Annotated in this window: 7 protein-coding genes; 4 read left to right on the forward strand and 3 right to left on the reverse strand. The window is 38.3% G+C overall.

Features of this window, described 5'->3' with window-relative positions; all coding sequences use genetic code 11:
* Positions 1-1,312 precede the first annotated feature (1,312 nt).
* Positions 1,313-2,059: an ABC transporter ATP-binding protein gene (locus BM141_RS17875; RefSeq protein WP_091548840.1), complete on the forward strand. Its 747-nt coding sequence runs from the start codon at positions 1,313-1,315 to the stop codon at positions 2,057-2,059.
* Positions 2,060-2,185: 126 nt separating this feature from the next.
* Here the strand turns inward: BM141_RS17875 and BM141_RS17880 are convergent, their stop codons facing one another.
* A complete protein-coding gene (locus tag BM141_RS17880) occupies positions 2,186-8,830 on the reverse strand; it encodes a T9SS type B sorting domain-containing protein (protein ID WP_091548841.1) in 6,645 nt (2,214 codons plus the stop codon).
* A gap of 855 nt (positions 8,831-9,685) precedes the next feature.
* Between BM141_RS17880 and BM141_RS17885 the strand changes: the two genes are divergently transcribed.
* Positions 9,686-13,063 (forward strand): DUF4175 family protein, encoded by a 3,378-nt coding sequence (locus BM141_RS17885; protein WP_245764100.1) that lies wholly within the window; start codon positions 9,686-9,688, stop codon positions 13,061-13,063.
* Positions 13,064-13,201: 138 nt separating this feature from the next.
* Here the strand turns inward: BM141_RS17885 and BM141_RS17890 are convergent, their stop codons facing one another.
* Complete coding sequence (locus BM141_RS17890) at positions 13,202-14,272, reverse strand: Mrp/NBP35 family ATP-binding protein (protein ID WP_091548842.1); 1,071 nt, start codon at positions 14,270-14,272, stop codon at positions 13,202-13,204.
* 227 nt (positions 14,273-14,499) lie between these two features.
* Between BM141_RS17890 and BM141_RS17895 the strand changes: the two genes are divergently transcribed.
* The gene (locus tag BM141_RS17895; protein WP_091548843.1) at positions 14,500-15,816 is read left to right on the forward strand and encodes a DNA/RNA non-specific endonuclease; all 1,317 of its coding nucleotides are present in this window, start codon (positions 14,500-14,502) and stop codon (positions 15,814-15,816) included.
* Between the two features lie 120 nt (positions 15,817-15,936).
* Positions 15,937-17,337, forward strand: coding sequence for a glucuronate isomerase (uxaC, locus tag BM141_RS17900; protein ID WP_091548844.1), 1,401 nt, complete (start codon positions 15,937-15,939; stop codon positions 17,335-17,337).
* 283 nt (positions 17,338-17,620) lie between these two features.
* Here the strand turns inward: uxaC and BM141_RS17905 are convergent.
* Positions 17,621-17,952 (reverse strand): transposase (locus BM141_RS17905; protein ID WP_143090980.1); only part of this gene is annotated, 332 nt, incomplete at its 5' end.

A 17,952-nucleotide genomic window follows, 5' to 3' on the forward strand; every position in this document is an offset into this window, starting at 1 on the left:
TCTTGCTTATCTATCATAATTATAAAAGTGGATTTACTTTTAAAGATAGGTAAGCATTTTCACTAATTATATTGCATATATGACAAATATAAGTAACATTGAAATACCTAATCATATCAGATATATAAGAATATTTAGCATATTTTTGCTAATTGCAAGTATCTGGGTGCTTTGGTACACCACAAGTAAAAAACTTAATACTGCACCTTCTCTTTTTTCAGGATATTTTCTACTAATAATGATTACCCATTTCATTATTATTTTTATCTATCTATTTCATCATAGATTTAATCCAGAAAGGATTCTGCATAAATACTATATGTGTTTTTCTATGTCAAGACATCAGCTTATTTTGCAGGAGTTTAAGCTATTTCTATTTACCTTTCCTGAATTATGGCTTTCTTGCCTTTTGATATACATTACATTTATTGCACCAAATTCTATTTTTCTATTATACATCGCAATATTTCAGCTTGTCTTTCTTGTATTTTCTATTATTATTTTCAGAAATATTATTAACATTAAAAATAGAGGAGTATACATATTTCAAGCATATACTCTATTTTTTCAATTTGTTTTTATGTCTTGGGCATTAGACTCTGATAATTTAGCTATATCCCTTTATGTAATATGCCTACCATCAAGCATACTAACAATACCTTATATTCTTTACAAATCATGTCAGTGTAATTATGGTATTTATATAGGTGTGGCTTTATCTTTAACTTTTATTGTCTTATTCTACTTATTGTCGAGATTTTCATTAAAAAAATGGCTCTAAGCAATAAAAAAATTTTATTAATTTTTCATTTACATGCTTTAAAGTACAATAATCACTTTAAAATATATTTGATATTGATTATCATAAATATACTAATGAAGTTCATCTTGCCCAACAAGATGCTTTATATAAGAGATTATCTCATTTTTTTTTCTTATATACCCACTATGCTGATATATACACAAGATTTGAAGCATAATCAAGTTCTTTTTTATAAGGTTTACAATATCACAGCATTTGACAATAACTATATAAAACTAATTATTATCTCAATATTACTTACTGTAAGTATCACATCTAATAGCATTTTAGGGAATAATTTATGTTTATGGCTTGATAGTATTACTCATATTTTCATAGGTTTTCAAGTGATGGTAATTATCTACAATATAAACATTTTATTTTATAAATTTCTAATCTTAGCAATCGTTACATTATTTTTAAATCTATTAATGAAACAATTTGAATGGTATATTTTACTTATAATATTTTCCACAATTTTGCAAATTTTAATTTTCTATAAAAAAGGTTATGAAAGAAATAATTTATTTTAATAAACTGACAAAGAAATATAATAAGCAAGAAGTTCTTAAAAAATTATCTTTTGATATTCAGCAAGGTGAAAGTATTTCCCTCATAGGCAACAATGGTTGTGGCAAATCCACAACCATTCATATCCTTTGTAATTTGATTCCTTATGATAATGGCGAGGTGCTATTTGAAGGAAAAAAAGTTACACCAAACTATGTATCTTATAAGAAGCATTTAGGGATTGTTCTTAGTAAACCGTACTATGTGGAGGAGTTTAATGTAGTGGAGTATTGGAAGTTTGTGTGCAAGTTCCAAGAAGTGCCTAAAAACGAGATAAATCAGCGCATAGATGACTTGGTAAATCTGTTGGAACTCAATGAACATACCAAAAAGCCTATCAAAAATCTTTCCTCTGGCAATCAAATGAAAGTTTCGCTTGGCGGGGCGTTGATTCACAACCCTAAAATGTTGGTACTGGACGAGCCTTTTGTAAACTTGGACATAGGTACTACAGAAAAAATCATGAATATTCTCAAAAGTTTCAAAGGTAAAAAGACCATTTTCATCACTTCTCACCAGTTAGAATTGGTAGCTGACCTTTGCGATAGATTTTTGATAATGGACAAAGGACATATCATAGCAGAGCTAAACAAACAAGACTATGACTCGCTTGATGCGCTGAAAATTCATGTAAAACAGTTTTTGGTCAAAGAAGATAATAGTTTGAATTTGAGTTGGTTAGGATAAAATATCCTCTCAGTCCGATATTATTTACAAATGATACTCTTAGTATTTGCTTACTATACATTTGATACAGTAATACAAGCACTAAAAATCCAAATAGAAAAACATAAAGCCTCTTTAAATATTTTCCTACCTCATAATATTCATACCTCCTGTAATCGTTCTTCTTTGTCCATTAATGGTTACGCTTACTTGGTAATAATAAGCCCCGTCAGGGAGTTTTTCGCCACTCTTGCTTCTTCCGTCCCAGTTGTTGCGATAGCCTACGGTGCTAAATACTTCTAAGCCCCAACGGTCATACACTTTTATTTCTGCATCGGGGTAGCGTTCTATATTGATGATTTCCCAAGTATCATTGATGCCGTTGCCATCGGGGGTAAGCAAGTTTTTCACCACAATCTCTCCATTATCTATTACCGTTACTATTACTTCGTCTGTCGTAGTGCAACCATTTCGGTCTGTACCTGTTACTGTATAGGTAGTGGTTTGCCTTGGACTGGCTACGGGGTCGGCAATTTCAGGATTGCTTAGTCCCTCAGCAGGCGACCAGCGATAGCTTACGGCGTTGGTAGCCAGCAATCTAACTGCCGCACCTTTTTGTATGCTTACGTCTGCCCCTGCATTTACCTGCGCCCCTGCGGGATTAGTTGCTCTGATAGTTACGGTTTGGCTACTTTCGCAACCCTGTTCGTTGCGAGCAGAGACTGTATAACTCCCTGTTGCTAAGTTATTAAAACTTGATACAGATTGGAAATTTCCTGTATTGCCAAGTCTAAACTGCAAGTTGCCTGTAAAGGTAAGACGTATTAGCCCGTTTCTATCATTGGCACAGACATTATCTGTGATGGCTGTAGTAAATGTAGGTCTGGGATTTACTTTAACTTCTACGCTATCTGTTATCGTACAAGCATTTGCTCCTGTAATAGTAAGTACATAAAAGCCTCTACCGCTATTGGTAATATTATTGATGCTTGGGTTTCTCAAAGAAGAACTAAAACCGTTTGCTCCTCTCCAAGCATAGCTTGCTCCCACGACCTCCTCTGCGGCTAACTGCAAATTGCTTCCTTCGCATATTTCTATGGTCTTAGGTGTAGCAAATGTAAGTGTAGGTCTTGGCTTGGAAATCACCGCAATAGTTTCAGACACATTGGAGCCACAGCCCTGTCGGCTGATTTCTAAGCGATAAAAACCAGAGATAGTCGTAATATAGGTATCAGAAGTTGAGTTTCCGCTTGCTTGCGTAAATACACCTGTGGCAGTTTCAGAGAAAAACCAGCGATAGACATAACCTGTTCCTTTGACAAGAGTCTGCAAGACGGCATTATCGCCTTGGCAAAATTCTACTGTAGTCCCTTGCACTATAGTAGGTCGGGAAAGAGTCGTAACTCCCACCACTTGGATAGGTTGGGAAGTTGCTTTACAACCATTTACGCTAATTTCTACCCTATAAAAACCAGCACGATTTACTAAATAATTGGCTAAATTGCTTACTCCTGTGGCATTTTCAAAAACGCCATTAGCACTTTCTGAAAATTTCCACTGGTAGGTATATGTTGGGTCAATTTGAGCTTCCAAGAGGACATCGCCTCCGTTAGTACAAAATTCTGCTCTTGAACCTTGCAAGATAGTAGCGACAGGAGGTGTAGTAGTTTCTACAACCTCTATGACGGCAGAAGTAGCCGTTCCACAGCCTGTTGCTGAGATAGTTACCCGATAAAATCCTGCTTGGCTTACTGTAAGAGCAAAGGCATTTCCTCCATTTACATTAGTAAAAGTTCCTGTGGCTGAGGTCGCAGTTTGCCATTGATAAGTAATGTTTGTGCCTCTGTATAAACTCCTTAGTACCACACTGCCCCCACGACAGAAGAAAACTCTACCACTTGGCGAAATTTCTGGCACAGGAAGCATATTGGTTGATTTGACTTCTGTAGCTTCTGAAGTTTTTACACAAGCTCCCAAAGTGGCTACTACCTTATAAAACCCTGCTTTTTTAGCTACATAGAGCGTATCGTCGTTTTTCCCTTCTGCTAAGGCAAATGTACCGCTGGCAGTTTCTGAAAAAAGCCATGTATATTTTACGTTAGGCTCAGGGATAACTTCTAAAAATACATCTCCATTTGTACAGAAAGAAATCGTAGGGGCTTGACGGATTTTAGGTTCTGGCACAAAAGGCGTTTCTCTTACTTCAATAGGGTCAGAAGTGCTTGTCCCACAACCTGCAAAGGTAGTCCTCAAACGATAGAACCCCGCTAAGGTAGCCGTATAGTTAGGCGAGGTACTGTTTCCGCTTGCATTAGTAAAAGTTCCTGTCGCTGTAGTAGCATATAACCATTGGTATTGGTAATTTGTACCTTTGGATTTGGCATTCAAAGTAACGCTTTCACCTTTGCAAAACTGAATCACGCCGCTTTGCACAATGGTTGCAGGTGGCATGGTAGATGTTCCCGTAACTTGAATCGGGTTAGAAGTTGTTATGCAAGCATTTAAGGTTACTTCTACCACATAAAAGCCAGCAACATTGGCAGTATAAGATGCTTGGGTGCTATTCCCACTTGCGTTGGTGTAAGTGCCTGTGGCTGTGGAAGAGAACTTCCATTGATATTGATAGCCTGTGCCTTGTACTGCTTCTAAAATCACATCACCTCCATTAACACAGAACTGTGCAGAAGGGGCTTGTATGATTTCTGCTTTGGGCTTTTCTGTGGTTACTCTGATTTCTATGGGGTCGGATTCTGCCGTTCCACAACCCTCCGCAGTAGTTCTTAGCTTGTAAAAACCAGCTACATTGGTAGCATAACTATCTTGGGTACTGTTTCCACTCGCATTGGTGTATGTGCCTGTTCGTGTAGTAGAAAACAACCATTGGTAAGTATATTTGGTACTTTTGGTCAAAGCATTCAAGGTAACATTTCCTCCTTCACAAAAAGAAATCAAGCCACCTTGGGCAATGATAGGTTTAGGCATCGCAGTAGTAGAACTTACGTTGATAGCATCGGAAGTGGCTTTGCAACCTTGCAAGGTTACTTCTACCTTATAAAATCCGATTAGGTTGGTGGTGTAAGCATCGCTCGTATTTGCTCCTATGGCATTGTTGAATGTACCTGTGGCGGTAGGCGAATACAACCAACGATAAGTATAATTAGTACCTTTTTGTGCTTCCAAAATTATATCTCCATTAGCACAAAACTGAATGGCACTACCTTGTAAAATTTTGGCAACAGGAATCTCCGTAGCAATTCTAATTTCTATAGGGTCAGAAGTAGCCGTTCCGCAAGTAGGGCTACTTGTTCGCAAGCGATAAAATCCTGCCATACTTACAGTATAATTATCTTGGTTATTTATTCCACTTGCCGGAGCATAAGTACCTGTTTGTGTGGCAGAAAACTCCCAAAGGTAGGTATATTTTGTACTTTTAGTTTGTGCATTGAGCGTAAGTGTACTGCCTTGGCAGAGAGAAGCCAAAGTACCTTGCAAGATGATAGGTTTAGGCATAGTGGTAGTAGTAGTTACGGCAATAGGCGCAGAAGTTTCCTTACAACCGTTTAAGTTTACCTCGACCACATAAAAACCTGCTTCAGTAGCGATGTAGTTTGACTGATTACTTACGCCTATAGCATTAGTATAAGTACCTGTTTGCGTAGCAGAAAACTTCCATTGGTACAGATAGCCAACTCCTTGTAGGGCTTCTAAAATTACATCTCCCCCCACACAAAATTGGGCTGTTGCGCCTTGCAAAATAGTTGCTATGGGTTTAGTGGTAGATAACTTGACTTCAATAGGGTCAGATTCTGCTCTATTCGTACAGTTGGTAATGCCTACTACTACAGTATAAAATCCTGCTTGGGTAGCTGAGTAGTTGGCAGTATTATTTATACCCGGTGCATTCGTATAAGTTCCTGTAACTGTGGGAGAATAACGCCACAAGTAAAAATAATTTGTCCCTTTTAATGAAGTAGAAAGCGTAACGTTTCCTCCTTGGCAAAGGTTGGTAACTGTTCCTTGGTCTATGGTAGGTTTAGGGGTCATGGTAGTTTGCTCTACACGTATCGGGGTAGAAACCTCGATACACCCACCCAAAGTTACTTGCACTCTATAAAAACCAACTTGGTTAGCTAAGTAGGTAGCTTGATTGTTTACGCCGCCTGCGTTGGCGTAAGTGCCTGTTTCTGTAGTGCTATACTGCCAGCGATATTGAAAACCTGTGCCTGTTTGTGCCTCTAAGAGTACATCGCCTCCTGCACAGAATTGGGCAGGGGAAGTTTGTAAGATTTTTGCCACAGGCTTATTTACCGTTTCTCTCACTTCCACAGGGTCAGAAATGTTAGTCCCGCAGCCATCTTTGCTTACTTGTACCCTATAAAAACCGACTTGGTTGGTGGTATAAATTTGCTGATTGGTAACTCCGCTTGCAGGGACATATACTCCTGCCAAGGTCGGCGAGTATTGCCATTGGTAGGTTACTCCCGTCATATTCAGTAAGGCAAGCAAACTTACACTGCCCCCTGTGCAGAAAGTCGCCAATCCTCCTTGTTGAATAGTCGGCTTAGGCATAGAAGTTACTTGGGAGGCTTGCAAAGGAACTGTAGTTGTTACCTCACAACCTCCAAGAGAAACTTTGACCTTATAAAAACCAGCTTGTACAACTGTATAGTTTGAGGTATTGTTTGTGCCTAAGGCAGGAATATAAGTCCCTGTCGCAGTGGGAGAAAATAACCACTGATAAGTAGCACCCGGCTGAGGAGTAACACTAATGATGACGTCGCCCCCCACACAAAATTGTGCAGAAGCACCTTGTAAAATATCGGCATTGGGCTGTAAGGCGGCTTCTGTAACGGAAATGGGGTCGGAGGTACTTTCACAACCAGCCTCAGTGATTCTGATGCGATAAAAACCTACTTGCGAAGCTGTGTAAGTAGCTGCATTATTTGTCCCGCTTGCAGGGGTGTAAGTGCCTGTCAATGTGGGGGAAAACAGCCATAAATATGTAAAACCTGTTCCTGTTTCATTAGCTATGAGGGTAATATTTCCACCTTTACAAAAAGAAGCGTTAGAGCCTTGAGCAATGGTAGCTGTTTTTTCTTTGACTTGCATCACTTCAGACGTATGCGTACAACCGTCTTTGGTAACGTTTAGCCTGTAAAAACCTTCTACGCCTGTGGTGTAGGTCGCTGTATTGCTCGTTCCTGCTGCATTAGTAAAAGTTCCTGTAGCTGTGGTAGAAAACTGCCATTGATAAGTGGCATTGGCAACAAGTACGGCATTTAAAGTAGTAGTCGTTCCTTTACAAAAACTTGCCAAAGGGGCTTGCTGAATGACGGCTCTGGTTTCTGTAACTTGGATAGGGTCAGATAAAACTGCCACGCTACAATTAGGTTTTCTCACCTCTACCCTGTAAAATCCTGCTTGATTTGCCTGATAATTTGCATTGACTGCTCCTACAATATCTGTATATGTCCCTGTTGCCGTCGTTGAAAACTTCCACTGATAAATATTTCCTGTGGCTTGTTGTGCATTCAGAGTTACATTACTTCCAAAGCAAAAAGAGGTAGGATTAGGATTAGTGATGATTGCCACTGGTGCAGGTTCTTGGGTAATTTCTATCGGATTAGAGCGTTTTGTACAGCCGTTGCGTGTAATATCTACTACATAAAAACCTGCTGAGCTGGCTGTATAGGTCATTGTATTATTCAATCCAGAGGCAGGAGCAAAAGGACCTGTTGCGCTCGGACCTATAAGCCAGAGAAATTGATTGCCAATATCTGTTTGAGCATTTAAAACTACATTTCCCCCTAAACAAAAACTTGCAGAAGCCCCTTGCTGAATACTTGCCGTTGGCGTAGGGCTTTGCGTAAGTTGGATAGCATCAGAAGTAGCCGAGCAACCATTTTTGGTAACTCTTACTTTGTAGAAACCTGCATTGGTGGCATTAAAAGCGTTCATAGTGGCTCCCGTAATATCTGTATAAGTGGTATTATTAGGGGAAAAAGTCCACTGATAAGTATTCCCTACACTAAACTCATCTATTTTGGCTTGCAAAGTAAAAGGCTGCCCTTCACAAATCGTTCCCATATTTCCCTGCACAATGACCGCTTCTGGCACAAAGTCAGGCAGTACCTCTATGACAGGGGAGAAAGCTGTACAACCGTTAGCACCTGTAACAGCTACCCTGAAAAAACCTCTGGTAGGCGAAGTAAGCGTATAATTAGGGGTGTTGCTCCCTGCCCCTGTTTCATTCTGGAAGGAACCGCCGCCAATGGTACTAAACCTTTGCCATTGGTAGCTTGCACCACCTACTAATACAGCATTGAGGGTAAGGGTAGGCGAGCCACAGTAGCCAATGATCGCCCCTTGCTGGATTTGAGCAACAGGCAAAGGTAAAATCTGTACCGTTGCCCTGGCTCTTGCACTCTCGCTCATGCCGTCAGCGGATACCGCACTGACAAAAAAGTCAGTGGTAGTAGTGAGCGTAGGCGTAGTAAAACTTGAAGAAGTAGCACCCACTATTGGCGTACCGCCCGTAGCTACGGTGTACCACCTATAAGAGCCACCCATAGGAGCCCCGCTTGCTGTAAGAGTAGCACTTCCTGCACCGCATCGGCTTACATCAGAGGTAGTAGGTGTAGCTACTTGGGCGTTTGATGAATAATGAAGAAGAAATAATAAACAGAAAGTCAAAAAAAATTTGAAAAAAATCTGCTGCCTATTATATAGCGTATTGGTTATGAATAACATATTGTCTAAATGCTGTTGGTTTGTAATATATCGTTTAATCATAGGAATTTAGGTTTGAAAGCAAAGTTAAATATACAAATATTCATGTAAATATATAGATATTATACTGTTAATACATAACGGTATAAAATGAAACCTATTTTAAAAGCCCTCAAATAAGGTGCTAAAAACAAAATTTTTATTGCTAAACATCAGCAATTTCTATTACTTACTCTTAATTTAACTCATTTTGCTCTGTCTAACAAAGCAACCTCAATTTTAACCATTAGAGTTTTTGTCTATTCATAATCAACGAGTTAAACAGACAACTTTTTAGTTTTAAAACACACATTTTGCAGATTAGACAGATTTTCACTGAAATTACTCAAAAAATCTGTATTTTATTCGTAAAATCAGTATTATCCGTTTTCTATCAATAGCCAATAATAATTTAGATGAATAATTAACCATCTATGATTGAAAAAGCAGTCTATTGAAAATCAGATAATAAAAACTCTAATAATTTTGTAAATACCTGATTTTTACATAATAGTAAGTCTATTCTTTTTATTGAACCTCGTAGAAGTTCTTGTTTTGTAAAAGTATATCATGCCAAAGCGTTGTAAAGCCTCGTGGAGGAAACGCAAGCATTTCTTAGTGAATTAGTTACGTTCCCATGGAACTCAAAAGTATTTACAACACGCAAGTTCTTACAGGACTGACAAATACAAAGATTTTTATTTTTGTTGAACTACTTATAACCAAATATTTTTACAAAATACCCTTGCTTGGCTACCCCATTAATTTTTTTAATCATGTTAATTCATGTAAATTTGGAAAATAAATCACAAATTTTTTATATCTTTATGATTCGCATATCAACAACCCAAAACGCATTGTATTCTTTCATAAAAAATAATGACCATGCCCAATTCTTATAATCAAATTATAGAAAAATTACAGGCTTACAAGAGCAAATATTATAAAAATCTCTTGTTAAAGGGTACTATTTTTACCTTACTTGCCCTTTTAAGTGCTTTTTTAGTGATTAATGCCTTAGAATATGTGGGCAACTTCAGCAGTATTTGGCGAGGAGTGCTGTTCTTTTCCTTCCTCACTGCTGCTTTGCTGAGCTTATATTTTTGGATTACTATTCCTTTACTGCGCCTTTTCGATTTGAACCGACCTTTGTCCTTTGACGAGGCAGCAAATCAAATTGGCAACTACTTCCCAGAGGTAGGTGATAGACTATTGAACCTCTTGCAGTTAGGTAGATTGAATATGCAAGACAATGCCTTGTTGGTAGCGAGCATAGAGCAGAAATCTGCACGTTTGAGTGTGATTAACTTCCCCGATGCAATTAAATACGAATCTAACAGCAAGTATCTCAAATACTTATTAGCGATTATTCTTGTTCTTTTGGTGCTTTACAATGTCATTCCTGAACTTTTTACGGAAAGCACCACCAGAATCGTGAACTACAGCCAAACTTTTGAACCGCAAGCCCCTTTTAAGTTCAATGTTGTAAATAATGAACTTCATGTATTTAAAAATGAGGATTTTACCTTAAACTTAGAACTTACAGGCAAAGCCATTCCTACCCAAGTCGACTTGCTTACCTCTAACGGTAGAAAGTTAAAAATGGAGGCTGGTACAAGCAGAAATATTTTTACCTATACCTTCAAAAAAGTACAAAAAGATATAGATTTTAGCTTTGAGTCTTCAGGGTTTTCATCTAACTCCTATAAAATCAAAGTATTAGAAAGACCCAATTTGAGCAACTTTACTGCTTACTTGTCCTATCCAAGTTATTTGAATAAAAAAGAGGAAAAAGTAAGCAATACAGGTAATCTCATCGTGCCTGCGGGAACAACTATCAAATGGGTATTCAATACACAAACTACTGATTCTGTTAGTCTTACTTTCAAAGACAAGATGGATTACGCATTGGCAAAAGGAGCAGATACCTTTGAGTTTGTCCGCCGTGTTATGCAATCTGAAACCTACAAAGTGCAGTTAAAAAATCAATACAGTAGCAACAAAGAAGCTATCGAGTATTACATCAATGCTATTCCTGATGAGTACCCAAGCATAACTTTGAAGCAATCAGAAGATACTACGCTTTATAACTACCTGATTTTAGGTGGAAATATCGCCGATGATTACGGCATTACTAAATTAGAGTTGAAATACAGAATCATCAGCCCTAAGAATAAAGAAGCCGATAAAAATAAGCCTTTTGAAACTACTATTCTCAAGCATAACCCTTCTTTGATGAGTCAAAGCTATTTTCATCAGTTCGAGATTACTCAATTAGGCTTGAAACAAGGCGATAAATTAGAATACTTTGTGCAGGTTTGGGACAATGACGGTATTCAAGGGAGCAAAAGCAGTAGAAGCACTATTTTGGAGTTTGGCTTGCCTGATAGAGAGGAGTACAAAAAGGAATTGGAAGCCTCTGCCGCCAATACGTCTAACCAAATGGAAAAAACCATGAAAAAAGCGGAAGAGGTCAAGAAAAGTTTAGAGGAATTACAAGACCGCTTAAAAGGCAAGAAAAAACTGAATTGGCAAGACAAGCAAGCCATAGAAGAACTGCTCAAAAAACGCCAAGAATTGCAAAAAGAAATCAAGGAGTTGCAAAAACAGAATGCAATGCTGAACGAAAAGCAAGAGCGTTTTGATGAGAAAAGCGAAAAAATTGCAGAAAAAGCAGAAAAATTGCAAGAACTCATGGACGAACTCATGGACGAGAAGACTCGTGAGTTGTATGAGCAGTTGCAAAAACTCTTAGAACAAGAATCACAAAATAATAACTTCCAAAACCTATTAGAAGAATTGGAGAAAAAAGAGAAAAACCTTGAAAAAGAGTTAGATAGGGCATTGGAATTATTTAAAAAATTGCAGTTGGAGCAGAAAATAGAAGAAACAGCTAAAGAATTGGAAAAACTTAGCGAGGAGCAGAAAGACCTTGCCGAGGAGAGCAAGGAAACTAAGCCCAAAGACAGTGAAAAAATAGAGGAACTCAAACAAGAGCAAGAAGAACTCAACGAAAAGTTTGAGAAAATCCAAGAAGAAATGAAAAAAATGGAGAAAATGAACGAGGACTTGCAAAAAGCAAATCAGAAGGACTTGGAGCAGACCAAAGACAAACAGCAAGAAATCAAAGAGGAACAGCAAAAAGGGCAAGAAAATTTAGAGCAAAATCAACCTCAAAAAGCAGCTGAGAACCAGAAAAAAGCAGGACAAAAAATGAAAGAGATGTCCGAACAGATGCAACAAATGCAGCAAAATGCAGAAATGCAACAACAAATAGAGGACTACAATGATTTGAGGAAAATTTTGGAAAATTTAGTGAAACTTTCATTTGACCAAGAATCTTTGATGAAAGATTTTAGGAAAATACGCCAAGATGACCCAAGAATATTGCAGTTAGGACAAACCCAACTCAAACTCAAAGATGATGCAAAAATCATCGAGGATAGCTTGCTTGCCTTAGCCAAAAGGGTTTTTCAAATCCAATCCTACGTAACGCGTGAGGTAGGTACGATGAACCAATACATGGAGGAAAGTTTGCAGGAAATTAAAAAGAAAAACCTACCTGCCGCTTCAGGTAAACAGCAGTTTGCTATGACTTCTATGAACAATTTGGCATTGATGCTCGATGAAACTTTGCACCAAATGCAACAGCAAATGGGACAGCAAATGGCGGGTATGCAAATTATCAATAAGAAAAGACCCTCCCCACAAATGGGAGAAATGCAAAAATCTTTGAACCAACAAATCCAAGACTTGATGAAAAGTGGAAAATCGGGCAAGGAACTTTCCCAAGAATTAGCAAAATTAGCCGCACAGCAAGAGCTTATCCGCAAAGCACTCAAAGAGGCAATGAAAGGAAAGGAAGGAAAGAAAAAAGGACAAAAAGACGGCAAAGGTACAGAAGGTGATGGAGGTGAAGATGGAGGAGATGGCAACTTAGGCAAACTCTTAGACGACATGGAGAAAACAGAGGAAGACCTTGTTAATAAGCGTATTACCCAAGAAACACTCAAACGCCAAAAGGAAATTTTGACAAGACTGTTAGAGTCAGAAAAAGCACTGAGGGAAAGAGAGCAAGATGAGAAGCGAGAAGCTGAGAAGCCAAAAGATACTAAAGAGCGAAAAAATCCTACTGAGTTTTCAGAGTATCTGAAAATCAAGGAAAAACAAGTAGAATTGCTCAAGTCTATTCCTGCCTCTTTAAACCCGTACTATAAAAAAGAGGTCAATGAGTACTTCAAAAAGATAAATGAGTAAGGCTCTTTTTGGGGGAAGTCAATCAATGGAACACAGATTTTACTTTACTAATGGCATCAAAAGCAGAGATTTATCTGTGAAAACCGTTTTGTAAAATCTGTGTTCTAAATCTAACAAACATCTTTTTAAAGAAATCTTCTAAACTAAAGCTACTTGTGCATTTCTAATAGCAATATTCTGAGCTAATTTCTCAGCTACTTCCTGAAAAGCAATCGCTACTGGGTTGTCTTGCTGGGTAACTATGGGCTTACCTTTATCTCCTGATTCTCTTATACTTTGCACTAAGGGGATTTCCCCTAAAAAGGGAACTTGATTCCTATTGGCTAAAATTTTTCCACCGTCTTTCCCAAAAATATAATACTTATTTTCAGGAAGTTCCGCTGGGGTAAAATACGCCATGTTTTCTACTACTCCTAAAATAGGTACATTGATTTGTTTCTGTCTGAACATCGCCAAACCTTTCTGGGCATCTGCTAAGGCAACTTTCTGAGGAGTAGTAACTATCACCGCACCCGTAACAGGGACAGTTTGTACCAGAGTCAGGTGAATATCACTCGTGCCGGGAGGTAGGTCTATGAGCATGTAATCTAACTCGCCCCAGTCCGTATCACTAATGAATTGACGCAATGCTGAACTTGCCATAGGACCTCTCCAAACTACTGCATCATCAGGAGGGGCAAGAAATCCTATAGACAAAATCTTAATACCATATTGTTCTACGGGTAGAAGTAACTGTTTGCCATTCTGGTTGATAAGCCCTGGACGCGCTGACTCGCAGTTGAACATCGTAGGCATAGAAGGTCCAAAAATATCTGCGTCTATGATGCCTACTTTTGCCCCTGTATTTGCCAAAGACATGGCTAAGTTGGCAGTTACTGTCGACTTGCCTACTCCCCCTTTCCCAGAGGCAATAGCTACAATATTGCGCACTTTGGGCAAGAGTGGCGTACTATCCCGCAAAGTCGTAACCGAAGCTGTCATATCAATAAACACCTGAGCCTCTGCATCTACTAACTTATGGATAGCTTTTTCGCAGTTATGCCTGATGAGTTCTTTGAGAGGGCAAGCAGGCGTAGTAAGTACTATGGTAAATCGCACTACTTTCCCTTGAATACCAATATTTTGTACCATATTCAAAGAAACCAAATCTTTTTTCAAGTCTGGTTCTTCCACCGTCGCAAGGGCTTTGAGTATATCTTCTTTGGTCATATTTTTTAAGTTTCTAAATAATGGCTGACGAAATCTATCTTTATTATCTTTTTACAAATTTCTATCAAATAAAATCATAATTGATAGAATTTGTTTAATTATCGGTCAGATAACCAGTAAACGATTTCATTTTTGCTTTGCAAAGGTATATTTTTCAAGGAAAATTGAAAAGAATCAAAAAAAATTAAATAAAAGTATTAATTTTGAAAAAAATTAATTTTCTCCTTATGAAATATCTTGTAAAATACGTATTTTTTTTCTCTTTGATTGTGTTTGCAGTAGCTTGTAAGCAAACTCAGTCGGTAAGTCCTTCTGACCCCAATGTAGAAATTCTTACAGAAGATTTTGAATCTGCCAGCAAAACTTCCTACACTACAAGCAATGTCAATGGAAGTTTAGGGACTTGGACGCTGGAGGAGGCACTCATAGGCACTTCTGAGAGCGACCGTAAAAAAGGAAGCAGAGCAGTGAGAATCAGAGATAATGGGAAAATTACTGCCAATTTTAATATCAATGTGCAGAAAATTTCCATAGAACACGCGCTTTATGGAACAGATAACCCAGCCACTTGGGAATTGTGGATTTCTACGGATAATGGCAGAAACTGGCGCAAGCAAGGAAATACAGTGCAGACAGGCAGCACTACCCTCCAAGTAGTAGCTTTTGACATCAGACCCGCAGCCAACTTGCAAATAGAAATTCGCAAGATAGACGGTGGCAGACTAAACATAGACAATATTAGTTTTGAGAGTGTAAAAACTACCAGTAGGGGCGTAGCAGGCAAAGATGACCACTTAGCACTTGGCAATCCATCTAACGCTACCACCAATGTAAACTTTCCTGATAACTACCTCATGTCCAAGCCTCAGTATGTACTTTCTTACAATCGCAGCCGCGGAACTGCTAACTGGGTAAGTTGGCATCTAAATAAAGACTGGAAAGGCAATGCAGAACGCCAAGACGATTTTCGCCCAGACCCTGATATTCCCTCGAGTTGGTATGCTGTAAGACCAAGTGATTACACCAATACAGGTTTTGATAGGGGACATCTCTGCCCTTCTGATGACCGCGATGCAAGTAAAGAAGACAATTCTGCTACTTTCTTAATGACCAATATTTTCCCACAAGCCCCTCAAAATAACAGGCAAACATGGAGACTTTTAGAAGAATACTGCCGAAAGTTGGCAGAGCAAGGAAATGAAATGTATATCATTTCTGGGGTGTACGGCAGAGGAGGCGCAGGAAGTAATGGAGGAGTTACGGAAACGATTGCTAACGGTAGGGTAGTAGTACCAAGCAGGATTTGGAAAGTCATATTAGTACTTCCTGACGGGGGTGATGACCTGAGCCGCATCAACGCTAATACCAGAGTGATTGCCGTAGATGTGCCCAATACAGAAGATTCCAAAGATAAAAAGTGGTTTGAGTTTAGAGTGAGTGCAAGAGAAATAGAGGCAAAAACAGGGCTGGATTTTTTTAGCCGCTTACCTGCTGCTACTCAAAATGCCATAGAAACAAGAGTAGATAATGTAAGAATAGAGTAAGATACTTTGATAAATATTTAGTTTTTACTCGAAGTAAATGATTTTAATATATATTTGTAGAAAGCATCCTTCAGCGAAGTAATAAATATCAACTAATGGCTTTAAATATTTAAAAATCTCATGAAAAAATTTCTCACTGACGATTTTTTACTGCACACTAAAACAGCAAAAACCTTGTACCATGATTTTGCTAAACAAATGCCTATCATAGACTACCATTGCCATCTCTCCCCTAAAGAGATTGCGGAAAATAGGCAATTCGAGAATATCACTAAGATTTGGCTGGACGGCGACCACTACAAGTGGCGAGCCATGCGTACCAATGGTATCAGCGAATACTACTGCACTGGTATGGCAAGCGACTACGAGAAATTTATGAAATGGGCAGAAACTGTCCCACAAACGATGCGCAATCCTCTTTATCATTGGACGCACTTAGAGTTAAAAAAGTTTTTTGACATAGAAAAAATACTCAATCCTCAAACCGCAGAGGAAATCTACGAAGAGTGTAACGAAAAACTGGCACTTCCCGAGTTTACAACAAGAGGAATCCTAAAAAGAATGAAAGTAGAGGTTGTTTGCACGACTGACGACCCTACGGATAGCTTAGAATATCACCAACTCCTCAGCGAAGAGGATTTTGGTACTAAGGTTTTGCCTACTTTCAGACCTGATAAAGCTCTCAATATAGAAAATATTGCTCAGTTCAATGCCTATTTGGACAAGTTAGAGCAGGCATCTGGCATGGAGATTCGTAAGTTTAAACACCTCCAAGAAGTCCTCCAAGACCGCATAGACTTTTTCCATAGTTTAGGTTGTAGGCTTTCTGACCATGGTTTGGAAACTATTTACGCAGAGGATTTCAAAGAAAGCGAAATCAAAGAAATTTTCAGAACAGCCCGAGAAGGTAAAGAAGTCAAAGGAAAAGAAGCACTCAAATATAAGTCGGCGGTATTGTTATTCTTAGGAGAAAGATATGCAGAGAGAGGTTGGGTACAGCAATTTCACTTAGGAGCAATGCGTAATAATAATTCTCGTATGTTAGAGATGTTAGGACCTGATACTGGTTTTGACTCTATTGGCGATTTTTCTATTGCTAAGCCACTGTCGAGATTTTTAGACAGTTTAGACAAAAACGACCGCTTGGCTAAGACTATTATTTACAATCTCCATCCCAAAGATAATGAGGTCGTTGCTACTATGTTAGGTAATTTTAATGATGGTTCAGTCAGAGGAAAAATACAATTCGGTTCAGGTTGGTGGTTCTTAGACCAGAAAGACGGCATGGAAAAGCAAATGAACGCACTTTCTAATATGGGCTTACTTTCCTGCTTTGTGGGAATGCTGACCGACTCCCGAAGTTTTCTTTCCTACTCTCGACATGAATATTTCCGACGCATCTTGTGCAATTTGCTGGGCAATGATGTAGAAAATGGAGAACTCCCTTCTGACATAGATACGTTGGGGCAGATGGTACAAAATATTTGTTACTACAATGCCAAAGAATACTTTAGTTTTTGAAGTGATTTTTTATTGGAGTTCTTGCGAAAGCACTTATTTTCCCTCTCAGAAGGAGAGGGAGGGTGAGGCGATAAAAAACATTTTCGCAAGAAGTCTATTAGCTGATATATTATACTAAAAAGTAAAAGGTTTTGAAATTTGGATTAGGAAAAATTTAAAACCGTACACAAATAAACAGCAGTAAATGCTTGTAAATTTGGAAAAAAGCACAGGATATATAATTTTTGTAATAACCCAATCACATTAACTATATATTCCTATGCTGTAAGATAATGTTTTGCGATTATAAATAATTGATAATAAAAGATATAAAAGCAATTTGTATCATAGCTTCTGCTGATTCTATTGTTTTTTCTATTTCTCTGAATAATCTCCTTCGGAAATTTAAGAAACTAAAAGCTCTTTCCACTTGCCATCTATTTTTTTCAGGTACAAATCCTTTTTGACTTTCTGGTTTTTGTCCAATTTCTACTTCCCAGCCATAGACTTCTTGAACATGTGTAATGAAACTATCTTTGTAGCCACTATCAGCGGCTATCTTTTGAAGTCTTGGTACTTTCCCTGATAACTGCTCAATAGCTGCTATACCCGCTTGATTATCAGAAACATCTGCCG

This window comes from Thermoflexibacter ruber (assembly GCF_900113045.1).
Classification (GTDB): domain Bacteria; phylum Bacteroidota; class Bacteroidia; order Cytophagales; family Thermoflexibacteraceae; genus Thermoflexibacter; species Thermoflexibacter ruber.